Raw genomic sequence first — 13,347 nt, 5'->3', positions numbered from 1 at the left:
ACGGCGGGTTCGCGGCCTCAGAAGCGCACCGCCAGCCCGCCGCCCGCATCGGCGTCGCGGTCCCGATCCCATGTCAGCCAGCCCAGCACGCCTGCGGTGGCCGCGAACGCCGCGGCGAACCCGGCGGACACGAACGCGTTGCGCCGGGCGGCGTCCCCGCTGCCGCGGAGGTCGCGGTAGCGGCCCGGATCCGAGCCGGCCAGGAGCTGGCCGTCGGGACCGAGCATGTCCCGCGCGTCCGCGTAGCGGCCGGAGGCGGCGAGCCCCTGCTGCACCGCGACCGCCGCGAGGCCCAGCGCGAGCGCGCCCGAGCCGATGGCCGCCGGCCGCATCCAGCCGGGCCCGGCGCCGGCCCGCGACGCTCCGGGCAGCGCCCGCCCGGCCGGATCCGGCGCAGGCAGCGCCGCCGCGCGGGGGGCGGGGGCGAGGATCGACCGCACCGGCGCGGGCGCGGGGGCGGCCGCCACGGTGGGCGCCGCGGCGACGGCCGCGGGGGGCGACGAGCCGGTCGCCGGCGCCAGCGATGGCGCGGGCGCAGGCGCGGGGGCCGACGGCGTGGTCCGCGCCGGCTCCGGGCGCGGGGCGAGGGCCGCGGCCGCCGTCGCGGCCGGCACCGGCGGCGCGGGCGTCGGCGCGGCCGCGCGCGTGGGCACGACGGCCGGCGGGGCGGCCGGCACGGACGGCGCCTCGGCGACCGGCGGCAGCGGCGGCCGGATCTCGCGCGGCCCCTGCTGCGTCAGGTTCTGCACGTCGCGCGAGGACTGGCCGGTGAGCAGGAACGACGCGAGCGCGCCGACCTGGACCGACGGCAGGCCGCCCGCCACCAGCCGCACGCTCCCCTCGCGCAGCAGCGCGCCCCGGCGCACGTCGAAGATCGAGCCGACCAGGAACTGCGCCTGGCCCTCCTGCGCGCGGCTCACCGTCAGCAGGCGATCGACGCCGAGCCAGGCGCCGGCGCGCACGATGCCGTAGCCGCGCGCCTCCGGCGCGAGCGCCAGCCCGGGGCCGGCGTTCACGCGCAGCGCCTCCGCCAGCGCGAAGTCCAGCACCACGCTCCGGTCCTCCGGCTCGAGGTCCACGGTGAAGCTCGGCACCCGCAGCGCGCCCGCCCCGCCGCCGACGCGGTAGCTCCCCGCCGGCAGCGTCAGCGTGACGGGCGTCGTGCCCATGGCGCGGCCGTTCACGTAGACCGTGCCGGACCGTCCCTCCGAGGCGACGTGCAGGCGCCGCCGGGGCAGCGCGCGCACCCGCGCCTTCACCTCCTCGAAGCGGCGGCGGAAGCCGGGCGAGTACTGGTCCGGATCCGGCTGCAGCGCAGGGTCGGTGCGGGCGAGCGCGAGGAAGGCGCGCTCCATCTCGCGCTCCTGCCCCAGGCTGAGCGAGGCGTGGGCGAGCCGGAGCATGGCGCGCTTCCACTGAAAGTACGCCTCCTCCCCCTCGGGCAGCGCCTCCAGGTCGTCCACGATGGCGCGCAGCGTGCGGACCGAGCTGTCGAACTCGCCGTTCTGGTAGACCGCCAGCGCGCCGCCGTAGGCGCGGTCCAGCTCGGAGAGCGTCGCGTCCGAGCCCTGGCCGAGCAGCCGCCGCCGCATGGTGGCCACCTCCTCCACGCCGCCGACGCGGTCGCGGCACGCGGCGCGGAGCTGGTGCGCGAGCTCGGTGAGCTCGGCGTCGGGCCCGGCCGGCGGGTCGGCCACCGCCATCACCCCGAGCCGCTCCACCGCGCCGGCGCCGGTGGCGGCCAGTGCGCACAGGGCCGCGACGAGCGCGCGCCTCACGGCAGCGCCCCCGCGTTGCCGGTGTTGCGCGGGTCGTGGAACGCCTTGGGCCACGGCGCGGCGCGATCGAGCTGCCCGTCCACGATGACCGCGTAGAGCTTGCCGTCGGCCCCGGCCACGTACGCGGTGGAGGTGGCCGCGCCGGGCGCGCCGTGGACGTTGGCGGGCTGGAGGGCCTGGCCGGTGGCGGACAGCTTCACGCTCCAGGCGATCTTCCCGTCGTCGGCGTCCACGGCGTAGAGCCGGCCGGTGGAGGTCGGCACGAGCAGCGCCGGCCGCTCGCCGGCGAGCGCGAGCGGGATCGCCGGCACGCCGTTCAGCGCCTCGCTCTCGGTCCACGGCGGGGCGCCGGCCGTGGAGAAGCGCTGGAGCAGGCCCGCGCCGCTGCCGATCACCACGCTGCCGTCGGCGAGGACGATGGGGCCGGAGCTGCCGAGCGCCACGGTTCCCAGGGTGACGGTTGCTGCGTCCATCGTCGTACGGTTCAGGTTTCCGTTCTGAGCGACGGTCCAGATCGCGTCCGCCGCATCGATCGCTATCGGCGCCGATACAGAGTCGCCGACGACTGGAGGGACAGGCGTGCCGACTGTTCCCCACTCCGCGCGCAGCACGCCGTTGGCCGGCAGCGAGTACTTGAGAAGGGTTCCCGATGATGTGGTGATCACAAACCCACCAGCTGCTGCAGTGGGCACGCTAACGGGACCGAATACGCTCGTCTGATCGCAGAACCCTGTGGCGTTGGCGACCAACAGCAGGGCCGCTTGAGAGGCGGCCACAACCCAATCACCGGTGAGCGTAGGTGGACCCGCTAGCGGTTCGCCTGGCGAGCACGATGCAGACGTCGTCTGACCATTGGTATCGATCATGTACAGGGATCCACCCTGTGTTCCGACCCACATATCCGACGCCGTCAGGGCGGGAGTCCCTGCCGCCCCTCCTGCCAATTGCACAGCTGCGCCTACAGGCAGCCCAGTGGCGTCGAATCGGTAGACCTTCCCGTTGCTACCGCCCAAGACGACCGTCCCGACGTCGTCGACCGCAGGCGGACTGAGGGCCACGGTGGCCCCGATCTCCGCTGCTTGAGCCCACCGGAGCCTCGTCACGGTCTGCGCCGGCACGTCCACCGGGATGCTCGCGTTCCTCGCCCCGTCGCGCGCCGTCACCGTCGCGACCACGGCGCCCTCGAACGCGGGGAACGGGTATCCCTCGAGCGGCACCTGCGCCACCCAGCGGCCGCCGGCGCGGGCCATCGGGACCGCGCGCGACGGATCGAGGTCGAGCGCGACCGCGACCTCACCGACCTCGTGGTCGTCCGCGACGGTCGCCTCCACGCGCAGCGTCCCGTCGCGCAGGCAGGGCGGCCCGCAGGCCACGGCCACGCCGCTCACGGCGGGCGGCTGCGCGTCGGGCCAGCAGACCGCGCCGTCCGGCGTGGAGGCGCAGTACTCGCCCGCCGGGCAGTCGGCGCTGCGCGCGCAGCCCTGCCGGTCCTCCTTCACGCCACTGCACCCCACGGCGAGCACCGCCGCCAGCGCCAGCATCCGGTCCATGTCGCTCCTCCTAGAAGGCGAATCGCCAGGTGAGCCCCGCCGCGAGGGCCGCGCCGCCGGCGCCGAGGGCCGCTGCGCTCCACCGCCGGCGGCTGCGCCAGTCGGCGCGCGCCCGCGTGTACGCGGCCGGATCGCCGGCGGCGTCGGCCCGGTCCGCCGCGCTCGACGCGGAGACCGCCAGCGCCACGCCCGCGATCAGGGACGCCGCCCCTGCGCCGGCCAGGCTCCAGGCCGCGATCCGCCCCGCGCCCGGCCCCGGCTCGGGCGGCAGCGCCTGGAGCAGCCCGTCCAGCGCGCTGCGCAGCGGCCTCACCGCGTCCTTGCCCGGCGGCACCTCCACCAGGCGCTGGGCGCGGGCCTCCTCGGTGGAGGCGTCCGTGAGCACCAGCACGAACCGGCTCCCGTCGGAGCGGCCCTCGGCGCGCGCCACCACCGCGTGCGCCAGCCCGGCCCGCCGCGCCGCGCGCGCGCCCTCCGCCGCGCCGTCGCAGGCGACGCCGTAGTCGAGCCAGCGCCCCGGCCGCGCCCGCGCCGCCTCGCCGACGGCCTCGGCCCGCGCCAGCGCCGGATCGCCGTCCACCACCGGCCGGCACAGCAGCAGGCGCTCTCCGCCCGAGGCGACCGCCGCCGCGATCACCATGCCCATCACGCCCGAAAGCGCCATCGCCACCTCCGCACGATCCGTCACGCCGTCACGCTGAGTGCGCCCGCACTATCAGCACAGCTGCGTCGCCCGCTGCAAGCGGCGTGCAGCGCCCCCGACGCGTGTGGATCCGCGTGACCCACCCCGGCTCGGGCGCGCCGGACGGTCCGCGCCGCGGACCGCCCACCCGAGGCGCGGACTCGACCCAGCGTCCGGGATGCGGGATCACTCGCGAAAGGTGGATCTGCTCCCTGGTACGACACTCGCAGTGCGACCGCGCCGCTTGAAACCGGATCGTGCGTCCGTACGATCCGTGAACTTCGCCTTCCAGGAGGACGGCCGATGCGCAGCGCAGGGTTCGTGGAGCGGCTCGGGATCATCATCTTCGTCATCGCAGCGGGAGCGGGCTGCTCGGGCGGCGGCGCCACGGCGCGCACGTGCCAGGCGGACGACGGCTGCGGCGCGGCGGCGCGCTGCGTGGCCGGCGCCTGCGTCGCGAACGCCCCGCCGATCGCGGTCATCGCCGCGCCCGCGGGGCCGCAGGCGTTCGCGCTGGTGGAGCTGGACGGCGGCGGGAGCGCCGATCCGGACGCGCCCCGCGACGCGGTCGCCTCGCACGCGTGGACGATCGCGGCCGTGGACGCGCCCTGCGCAGCGCCGGCGGTGGCCGGCACCGGTCCGCTGGCGCGGGTGCGCTTCGGGTGCGCCGGCCGCTACGCGATCGAGCTGGTGGTGCGCGACCAGCTCGGCGCCGAGAGCGCGCCGGCCCGGCTCGAGCTGGACGTCGCGCCCTACGCCGGCACGCCGCCCGTCGCCGCCGGCCCGGACGTCGCGCTCGGCCACCTGTGCCAGGGCGAGCCGCTGCGCTGCGCCCCCGACGGCCCGGTGGCGCTGTCGGCCACCCTCTCGGCCGCCGCCGCGCAGGGACCGGTCCGCTGGCAGTGGACGGTGGAGCCGCCCGCCGGCCGCCCCCTCGGCGCCGACCGCCGCGCGACCTTCACCCCCGGGCCCGACGACATCGCGCCGGCGGTGTCCATCGAGACCGACGGGACGGCCATCTCGGGCGACTGGGTGTTCCGGGTCGAGGCGTCCGACGACGCGGGTGTGCTCGGCGCCGCGGCCACGCGGGTGAGCGTCGGCAACCGCCCGCCGGCGGTCGCCGCCACGCCGCCCCCCGAGGCGCCGCACGCGTACGACGCCTCGGGCCCGCGCCTCGTCGCCGAGGGGCGGATCCCGATCTCGGTGACCGACCCGGACGGCGATCCGCTCGAGCCGCGCACCGTGACCTGGCACCACGCCGGCGACGGCGACGCCGGCGTCTTCGAGGGCGAGGACCTCGGCGCCGCGCTCACCTTCCGCGTGGCCATCCCCTACGCCTCGCCGGCCGACGCCCCCTACCTCGCCGGCGGCGCGGGGCTGGAGCGCACCCTCGTGGTGACGGTCGCCGACGCGAACGGCGCGCCGGCGCGGGCCGAGCTGCCGGTGACGGTGGGCAACCGCCCGCCCTCGGTGGTGTCGGCGCCGTCGAGCGGGCTCGGGATCCTCCACGCGTTCGACCCCATCGCCCGGCGCTACCGCGCCACGCAGGAGCTGTGGCGCGTGGTGGACCCGGACGGCGACCCCATCTGGCCCACCGGCGGCACCGGCGACGCGGCCTGCGACCGGCTCACGCTCCTGTCCGATGGCGCCGCGATCAGCGAGTGCAGCGGCGCGTACCAGACCCCGTCCGACCTCGCGGCCTTCGTCGGCCTGCACACGATCGCGCCCTCGATCGCCGATCCCTGGACCGCCACCGCGCTGCCCGCGGCGCAGCTCTCGATCGGCAACGGCCTGCCCACCGCCACCTCCTCCACGGTCACGCAGGTGGTCACGTGCGACCGTCCCCCCGACGACGCGCTCTGCTGCCGCTGGTCGGGGTCGGTCTGCGTGCAGTACCCGCTGGTGATCCCGGCGCGGACCTACGCGGTGACGCCGAAGGTCTCGGACCCGGACGGCGATCCGGTCCAGGTGGCGTTCTCGGCCGGCGTGACCCCGATGAGCGTGCGGTGCGAGGGCGGGGCGTGCGAGCAGGCCACGGCCGTCGCGCCGGAGGTCGCCACCTGCACCGCCACGCAGGCGACGAGCACGCAGACCTTCTCGGTGACCGATGGCGCGGACTCCCCCACCACACCGAGCGCGACCTTCAGCTACGTGCGGAGCTGTCAGTAGGCGGGCGCGCCGCCGGGCGCCGACCGGCGGCGCTCCACCACCGCGTCGGCGGCCTGGGCGATGCGCTCGACGCCGAGCGCCTTGTCCAGGACCGCGTCGGCGCCGGCCGCCGCGAGCCGCGGCTCCAGCCCTTCCTCGAGCCGGCCGGTCACCGCCACGATGGCGAGGTCGGCCTCGCCGCCCACGGTGCGGATCCGGCGCACCAGCTCGGCGCCGTCCATGCCGGGCATGCGCACGTCGGTGACGAGGAGGTCGAGCGCGAGCACCTCCTCCGCGAGCACCCGGAGCCCCTCGGTCGCGTCGGCGGCGGTGAGCACCTCGAACCCGCGGCCGCCGAGCGCGTCGGCGAGCATCCGGCGGAGCAGCGCGTCGTCGTCCACCACCAGCGCGCGGCGGGGCCGGCCGGAGAGCTGCGCCACCGCCGCGGAGAGGACCGCGTCCGCCTCGGCGTCGAGCGTGAACCGCACGCCCATGCCGCTCGCGCTCGCGAACACCACGCGCGCCGGGGTGGACAGCTCGACGCCGTTCGGCAGGGCGAGGCGGAGCACGAGCTGCGCGCCCACCTTGGCGGGCCGGGCGGTGCGCACGAACGCACCGCCCTGGGAGAGGTTCTCGATCCAGTCGGAGGCGAGCTCGCTGGCGGTCGCGTACTCGATGCGCGCCTGCGCGGCGGGGTCGGGCGGCGGCAGCGCGACGACCGTGACCGGGCCGCTCACCGCGAAGCGGGCGGTGGCGCGGGTGCCGGCGCCGACCTCGCTGGCGCCGGCGGCCTTGCGGGCGAGGGCGTCGCGCAGCGCCGGCGGGGCCTCGTCGAGGCGCAGCGTGTAGCCGGCCGGCGCGCCGGGCCGCGCCTGCGCGGGGCCGCGGACGTCCATCACGGTCGCGCGCGCCTCCACCGGCCGCGCCACCCCGGGCAGCCGGAGCGCGAGGGCGAGCACGTCACCGGGCGGCGGCGCGATGGGCGCCGCCACGAACAGCGTCCCCGCCTTGGGATCGCACTGCACGCCCTGCCAGCCGGGCCCACCCACGTCCATGCACAGCACCGGGTGCGCGGCGGCGCTCCGGTGCCGCCCCGCCGGCGCGCCGGCCTCGCCGAAGAAGCGTCCCGACACGTCGAGCAGGTCGCCGGGGAGGATGCCCTCGGCGACGACGTCGCACGCGTCCACCTGCGCCCGCAGCCGCTCCCGCTCCGCGTCCGGCGCGTCGGCGGGCGCGAGCAGCCGGCCGCCGGCGCGCGCCGTCCAGAACGCGAGGCGCGCCCGCGCCGCCTCCGAGGCGGCCCCGCCGCGGGCGGCGACCGCCACCGCGAGGAACCGGGTGGACGAGGCGAACGCGAGGTCACAGCCGTCGAGGGCGTCGCCGAGCACGTGCGGCAGGGCCAGCACGAGCCGCTCCGCCGCGAGCAGGCGGTCCCCCTCGGCCCGGACGAAGATGCAGGCGAGCTCGACGGTGTCCATTGGGCGCGTCCAGTCCATACTCCAGGTGGAAGGCGTGCGCCGCCCGCGAGATGGGGGCGCCGGCCGGCGCCCCTCGCAGGCGTGCGCTAGGCCGGCGCGGCCGCCCCGGCGTGCGCGGCGTCCCGGCGGAGGACGGCGGGGATGCCGTCGCGCCACGCGCGCGCCAGCTCCTCGACCGGCACCGAGAGCGCGCCCTGGATCTCCAGCCGGTCGCCGCCCACCGCCCCGAGGCGGATGACCGGCGCGCCGCACGCCTGCGCGAGCTCCACGAACCGGGCGGCGTTCTCCTTGGGCAGCGACACCAGGATGCGGCTCGCGTCCTCGCCGAACAGCACGAAGTCCTTGCGGACCGGGAACGGGATTCGCACCGCGCAGCCGATCCAGCCCGGCTTCGAGCCGTCGGCGGGGACCTCGTGCATCATGCAGCTCTCCGCCAGCGCCACCGCGAGGCCGCCCTCGGAGCAGTCGTGCGCCGAGGAGAGCAGGCCGGCCCGGACGGCGCGGCGGACGGTCTCCTGCACCGCCTTCTCGCGCGCGAGGTCGAGCGCCGGCGGGCGGCCGGCCTCCTCGCCGTGCTCCGCCGACAGGTACTCCGAGCCGCCCACCTCGCCCTGCAGGCTCCCCACCAGCGCGATGACGTCGCCGGCGTCGCGGAAGGTGGAGTGGCAGGTGCGCTCCACCGGCTCGACCAGGCCCACCATGCCGACGGTGGGCGTGGGCAGGATGCCCTGGCCCTCGGTCTCGTTGTAGAGCGAGACGTTGCCGGAGACGACCGGGGTGCCGAACGCGCGGCAGGCGTCGCCGATGCCGCGCACGCACTCGGCGAACTGCCACATGATCTCCGGCTTCTCGGGGTTGCCGAAGTTCAGGCAGTCGGTGATGGCGATGGGCTCGCCGCCCACGCAGGCGATGTTGCGGGCGCACTCGGCCACCGCGTGCATGGCGCCGAGGTACGGGTCGAGGAAGCAGAAGCGCCCGTTCACGCCCACCGAGAGCGCGATCCCCTTGTGCGCGTGCTTGTCGTGCGAGACCGCGAGGCGCACCACCGCGGCGTCGCCGCCGGGCCGCACCGCGCCGACCAGCCGGACCATGTGATCGTACTGGCGGTAGACCCACTCCTTGGACGCGATGGTGGGCCGGGCGAGCAGCCGGAGCAGCGCCGCGCCGAGGTCGGCCGGCTCGGGCAGGGTGGCCGGGTCGAAGGCGTGCAGCGCGGGCAGCGCCGGGTGCGGGGTCATGGGGCGGTGGTACTTCGGCGCGCCCTCGGTGAGCGGATCCACCGGCAGGTCGGCCACCACCTCGCCGCGCCAGTGCGCGCGCCAGCGGCCGCTCGCGGTCACGCGCCCGATCACCGCCACGTCGAGGTCCCACTTCTCGCAGATGCTCCGGACCAGCTCCTCCTTGCCCTCGGCCGCCACGAGCAGCATGCGCTCCTGCGACTCGGAGAGGAGGATCTCGTACGGCGTCATCCCCTCCTCGCGGAGCGGCACCTTGTCGAGGAACAGGTCGAGCCCGTTCCCGCCGCGGCCGGCCATCTCCACCGACGAGCTGGTGAGGCCGGCGGCGCCCATGTCCTGGATGCCGACCACCGCGTCGGTCTGGAACAGCTCGAGGCACGCCTCGAGCAGCAGCTTCTCCATGAACGGGTCGCCGACCTGCACCGTCGGGCGCTTCTCCTCGGTGGAGGCGTCGAACTCGGCCGACGCCATGGTGGCGCCGTGGATGCCGTCGCGGCCGGTCTTCGCCCCCACGTACATCACCGGGTTGCCGACGCCGGCGGCGGTGCCGCGGAAGATCTTGTCGGCGGGGAGGATGCCGAGCGTGAACGCGTTCACCAGGCAGTTGCCGTTGTACGAGGGGTGGAACGCCACCTCGCCGCCCACGGTGGGCACGCCCATGCAGTTGCCGTAGCCGCCGATGCCGGCCACCACGCCCTCCAGCAGGTAGGCGGTCCTCGGGTGGCTCGGGTCGCCGAAGCGGAGCGCGTTCAGCGAGGCGATGGGGCGGGCGCCCATGGTGAAGACGTCGCGGAGGATGCCGCCCACGCCGGTGGCCGCGCCCTGGTACGGCTCGATGTAGCTCGGGTGGTTGTGGCTCTCCATCTTGAACGCGGCGGCGAGCCCGTCGCCGAGGTCCACCACGCCCGCGTTCTCGCCCGGCCCCTGCAGCACCCGCGGGCCGCTGGTCGGGAAGGTCTTCAGGTGGACGCGCGACGACTTGTAGGAGCAGTGCTCGCTCCACATGACCGAGAACACGCCCAGCTCGGTGAGCGTGGGCACGCGCCCGAGGTGCTCGAGGATGCGCTGGTACTCGTCCGGCTTGAGGCCGTGCTGCGCGACGATCTCGGGGGTGATCTGCTCGGTCATGAGGCCGCGGATTCTAGCGGCGGAGGCCCGGGAGATCGAGGCTCGTCGTCCGGCCGGGCGCCGGGCGTGCGGCCGGCCGCGCGCCGCGGGCCCGGGGCGCCCCGGTCCTGGCCGCCCGGGCGCGTCACCGGGCGGACCGCCTACAGCGCCAGGAGCAGCTTCGTCAGGTCGTAGCGGACGTCGCCGCGCTCGGAGACCGGCACCGGGGCGGCGGGGAGCCGCAGCCGCTCCACCAGCCGGTTGTAGCCGAGGCCCATGAGCGTCCGGAGGTTGACCGCGTCGTGCAGGTTGTACTCGGCGAACAGCCGGAGCGCGTCGGCGTCGCCCCGCTCCTGCCAGGCGCGCCAGAGGCGGACCGCGTCCAGGCCGGAGAGGCCGTGGAGGTGCGCCGGGCGGCCGACGCCGGTCTCCTCCTCGAGCCGCTTCAGGCCGCCCCTGTGGCCGAGGCGGCGCCAGAGGTGGCAGAGGTCCACGTGCGCGCGCGGCGGGCGCCAGCCGGGGAACGCGCGCCGGAGCACCGGCTCGTCGAAGGCGAGGCCGTTGTAGGTGACGAGCACCTTCCAGCCGCGCGCCGCCTCCGGGAACGCGTCGAGGTCGCGACCGTCCAGGAACAGCCGCGGCCCGGACGCGTCCAGCACGCCCACGCAGGTGAGCCGCTCGCCGTCGGTCTCGACGTCGAGGAACGCGGCGTCCTCCGCGAAGGCGGGGTAGAGCCGCCAGCGCTCGTTGCGCGGGATCATGGCCGCGAGCGCGTCGGCGTCGCCCGCCTCGAGCGCGGCCTCGGCGCGGGCCACCGCGTCGCGCAGGCGCGCGTCGATCCGCGGCGAGAGCGCCACCGCGGGCGCGGCGGGCAGGTCGGCCCAGCGCCGGATGCCGGCGTTCCAGAGCTTCCCCTCGAGGTAGGGGCCGATGCCCGGCGCGAGCCGGAAGGTGCTGCGGATCATGCGGAGGCGGAGCTTACGCGCGGAGCCGCCGCGCGCGCAAAGCCGGCCCGGCTCACCGCTCCCAGGCGCTCCGCCACGCGCCGGCGCGCTCGGCGTGCTCGAGGAAGCTCCGGTAGAACGGGTGGCGCGACACGGTGCTGCCGTCGCCCACCACCACCAGCTTCGCCCGCGCGCGGGTGAGCGCCACGTTCATGCGGCGCACGTCGGCGAGGAAGCCCACCTCGCCCGCCTCGTTGGAGCGCACCAGCGAGACCACCACCGCCTCCTTCTCGCGCCCCTGGAAGCCGTCCACCGTGTCCACCTCCAGGCCGGCCTCCAGCTCGTCGGCGAGGAGCTGCCGGAGGCGCTGCACCTGCGCGTCGTAGGGCGAGATCACCGCCACGTCGTCGGGGGCGAGCCCGGCCGCGAGCAGGCGCCGGACCTCCGACGCCGCCAGCTCCGCCTCGCCGGCGTTCTGCTTCGAGTCGGAGCCCTCCGGCGTCTCCTCCTCGAAGCCGCGCCCGGAGGTGTCCACCAGCTCGAGCGGCGCGTCGTCCACGGCGCGGCCGGCGGCGGCCGGGTGGGCGCGGAGCGCGCCGCCGTAGAGCGCCTCGGACGGGAACGCCATGATGCGGGCGTTCATGCGGTGCTGCTCGGCGAGCATCACCCGCGCCCGGTCGCCGTGCGCCTCCACCAGCCGCTCGAACAGCGACACCCCCAGGCCGCCGGCCTGGGCCGCGGCGGAGAGCACGGTGGGCGGCAGCTGCAGGTGGTCGCCGGCCAGCACCGCGCGGTCGGCGCGCAGGAGCGCCAGGTACGCGGCCGGCTCGACCGCCTGGGTGGCCTCGTCCACCACCGCGAGCGCGAAGCGGCGGCCGGCGAGCGCCGGCGCGTCGAGCGAGGTGAGCGTGGCGAGCACCACCTGCGCGCGCTCCAGCACCTCCGCCTCGGCCCGCGCCTCGAGCCCGCGCGCCTCGGCGAGCAGCGCCCGCGCCTCCCGCTCCTGCTCGCGCGAGGCGCTGAACCGGCCCGGCCCGCGCTTCTGCCGCCGCTTGCGCGCGTCGCGCCGGAGCGCGAGCGCCTGGTCCACGAGGCCCTGCGCGATCCGCGCCGCCTCGTGCGCCTCCACCCGCGCCTCGAGCGTGTGCTCGAGCAGGCCCGGGAGCACGCGCGCCGGGTGGCCCACCCGCACGCAGGCGAGGCCGGCCGCGGCGAGCCGCTCCACCAGGTTGTCCACCGCGAGGTTGGAGGGCGCGGCCGCGAGCACGGTCTCGCCGCGGGCGGCGGCGCGGCGGATCACCTCCACGAGGACGGTGGTCTTGCCGGTGCCGGGCGGCCCGTGCACGAGCGCGAGGTCCTCGGCGCGGTCGGCGAGGTCGAGCGCGGCCCGCTGCTCCGGGTTGAGCGGCGCGTCCAGCGCGGGGCCGCGGGGCGCGCGGAGGAAGCGGGCCGCCTCGCCCGCGAGCACCGCGTGCCAGCGCTTCCCGGCGCGGTCGTCGCGGAGCCGGCGCAGGCCGCCGGAGAGGCGCTCCCAGGTGACCGGCGACGGCTCGAGCTCGAGCACCACCCGGCCGTCGGTGACCCAGTCGGGCGGCGGCTCGTCGAACGCCACCGCCACCGCGGTGCGCGTGCGCCGGGCCACCACGCCCTGGGGTGCGTCGGGTGGCGTCTCCCGGCGCTGCGCCACCGACACCAGGCTCCCCGCGCCGATCCGCCCGCCCGGCAGCGGGCGCCCGCCGCGCCCGAACGTCACGAGCGCCCGCCCGGCCAGCGCGCCCTCGTCCTGCGCCTCCACGTCGGCGATGGCGAGCCCGCGGGCCTCGCGCTCGGCGAGCGAGAGCCGCCCCTTCGCCTCGGCGAAGCGGGCGCGCTCCTCGTCGCGCTCGGCGGCGAGCAGCGCGGCGAGGCGGTCGAGGTGGTGCGCGAGATCCAAGCCTCCCGTATAGTCGCAGCCGCGATGTCCGGCGAGTACGTCCTCTGGTTCGATCCGCGCTGCCCGGCCAGCCGCCGCGCGCTCACGCTCCTGCGCGAGCGCGGGGTGGAGCCGGACCTGCGGCGGCCGCTGGAGGAGCCCCCGTCGGCGGAGGAGGTCTCGGCGCTGCTCCGGGCGCTCGGCCTGCCGGCGCGTGCGGTGGCCCGCCGCGACGAGGACGAGTACCAGGTGCTGCGCCTGTCGGACCGCACGCCGGAGGCCGAGCTGGTCGAGGCGCTCGCCGCCCACCCGCGCATGCTGGAGCGCCCGATCCTGGTGGCCGGCGCGCGCGCGGTGCTGGCCCGGCCGCCCGAGCGCGTGCTGGAGCTGCTCGGACCGGGCTGACCGCACCACGCCGCATCGCACCCGGCCGTACTCCGGGACCCTTACGGGTTCCGCGGGTTCGGGGTATATGGCCACCCGGGGGAGCCGTCCCCGCGAGGTTGCCGA

Annotated in this window: 9 protein-coding genes; 2 read left to right on the top strand and 7 right to left on the bottom strand. The window is 77.0% G+C overall.

From position 1 onward, the window contains the following. Positions 1 to 17 precede the first annotated feature (17 nt). The 3 genes from ACOQFB_RS22285 to ACOQFB_RS22275 are packed head-to-tail and all read right to left on the bottom strand — an operon-like array spanning position 18 to position 3,992. On the bottom strand, positions 18 to 1,778 hold the full coding sequence (locus tag ACOQFB_RS22285) for a PEGA domain-containing protein (protein ID WP_494492373.1): 1,761 nt from the start codon (positions 1,776 to 1,778) through the stop codon (positions 18 to 20). Next, positions 1,775 to 3,328 (bottom strand): outer membrane protein assembly factor BamB family protein, encoded by a 1,554-nt coding sequence (locus ACOQFB_RS22280; RefSeq protein WP_421609560.1) that lies wholly within the window; start codon positions 3,326 to 3,328, stop codon positions 1,775 to 1,777. The genes ACOQFB_RS22285 and ACOQFB_RS22280 overlap by 4 nt, the downstream gene beginning before the upstream one ends. A gap of 10 nt (positions 3,329 to 3,338) precedes the next feature. Further along, a complete protein-coding gene (locus ACOQFB_RS22275) occupies positions 3,339 to 3,992 on the bottom strand; it encodes a hypothetical protein (RefSeq protein ID WP_421609559.1) in 654 nt (217 codons plus the stop codon). Positions 3,993 to 4,313: 321 nt separating this feature from the next. On the opposite strand from ACOQFB_RS22275, the gene ACOQFB_RS22270 reads away from it, so the two are divergent. Next, a complete protein-coding gene (locus tag ACOQFB_RS22270; RefSeq protein WP_421609558.1) occupies positions 4,314 to 6,179 on the top strand; it encodes a hypothetical protein in 1,866 nt (621 codons plus the stop codon). On the opposite strand, the gene ACOQFB_RS22265 is transcribed toward ACOQFB_RS22270, so the two are convergent. The 4 genes from ACOQFB_RS22265 to ACOQFB_RS22250 form a co-directional block, all read right to left on the bottom strand. Continuing rightward, on the bottom strand, positions 6,173 to 7,636 hold the full coding sequence (locus tag ACOQFB_RS22265; RefSeq protein ID WP_421609557.1) for a response regulator: 1,464 nt from the start codon (positions 7,634 to 7,636) through the stop codon (positions 6,173 to 6,175). The two genes, ACOQFB_RS22270 and ACOQFB_RS22265, sit on opposite strands and share 7 nt — an antisense overlap. 86 nt (positions 7,637 to 7,722) lie before the next feature. Next, on the bottom strand, positions 7,723 to 10,002 hold the full coding sequence (gene purL / locus ACOQFB_RS22260; RefSeq protein ID WP_059439139.1) for a phosphoribosylformylglycinamidine synthase subunit PurL: 2,280 nt from the start codon (positions 10,000 to 10,002) through the stop codon (positions 7,723 to 7,725). A gap of 140 nt (positions 10,003 to 10,142) precedes the next feature. Further along, positions 10,143 to 10,946 carry a ribonuclease H-like domain-containing protein gene (locus ACOQFB_RS22255; protein WP_421609556.1) on the bottom strand — a complete coding sequence of 268 codons (804 nt, stop codon included), beginning with the start codon at positions 10,944 to 10,946 and terminating at the stop codon, positions 10,143 to 10,145. A 52-nt stretch (positions 10,947 to 10,998) separates the two neighbouring features. Beyond that, entirely contained in the window at positions 10,999 to 12,858 is a 1,860-nt protein-coding gene (locus tag ACOQFB_RS22250) for an AAA domain-containing protein (protein ID WP_421609555.1), read from the bottom strand. Positions 12,859 to 12,882: 24 nt separating this feature from the next. On the opposite strand from ACOQFB_RS22250, the gene ACOQFB_RS22245 reads away from it, so the two are divergent. Then, positions 12,883 to 13,242 carry an ArsC/Spx/MgsR family protein gene (locus ACOQFB_RS22245; protein ID WP_421609554.1) on the top strand — a complete coding sequence of 120 codons (360 nt, stop codon included), beginning with the start codon at positions 12,883 to 12,885 and terminating at the stop codon, positions 13,240 to 13,242. Positions 13,243 to 13,347 lie beyond the last annotated feature (105 nt).

The sequence above is a fragment of the Anaeromyxobacter sp. Red801 genome, from assembly GCF_049201065.2.
In the GTDB taxonomy this organism is placed as follows: domain Bacteria; phylum Myxococcota; class Myxococcia; order Myxococcales; family Anaeromyxobacteraceae; genus Anaeromyxobacter.
Note: the sequence above shows the minus strand (reverse complement) of the source record. Positions and strands in the feature narration are given on the sequence as shown.

What these genes read in the sequence shown, in the direction of transcription:
- ACOQFB_RS22280 (WP_421609560.1), bottom strand. Translation starts at nt 3,328, where the DNA reads ATGGACCGGATGCTGGCGCTGGCGGCGGTGCTCGCCGTGGGGTGCAGT.
- ACOQFB_RS22275 (WP_421609559.1), bottom strand. Translation starts at nt 3,992, where the DNA reads ATGGCGCTTTCGGGCGTGATGGGCATGGTGATCGCGGCGGCGGTCGCC.
- ACOQFB_RS22270 (WP_421609558.1), top strand. Translation starts at nt 4,314, where the DNA reads ATGCGCAGCGCAGGGTTCGTGGAGCGGCTCGGGATCATCATCTTCGTC.
- ACOQFB_RS22265 (WP_421609557.1), bottom strand. Translation starts at nt 7,636, where the DNA reads ATGGACACCGTCGAGCTCGCCTGCATCTTCGTCCGGGCCGAGGGGGAC.
- purL (WP_059439139.1), bottom strand. Translation starts at nt 10,002, where the DNA reads ATGACCGAGCAGATCACCCCCGAGATCGTCGCGCAGCACGGCCTCAAG.
- ACOQFB_RS22255 (WP_421609556.1), bottom strand. Translation starts at nt 10,946, where the DNA reads ATGATCCGCAGCACCTTCCGGCTCGCGCCGGGCATCGGCCCCTACCTC.
- ACOQFB_RS22245 (WP_421609554.1), top strand. Translation starts at nt 12,883, where the DNA reads ATGTCCGGCGAGTACGTCCTCTGGTTCGATCCGCGCTGCCCGGCCAGC.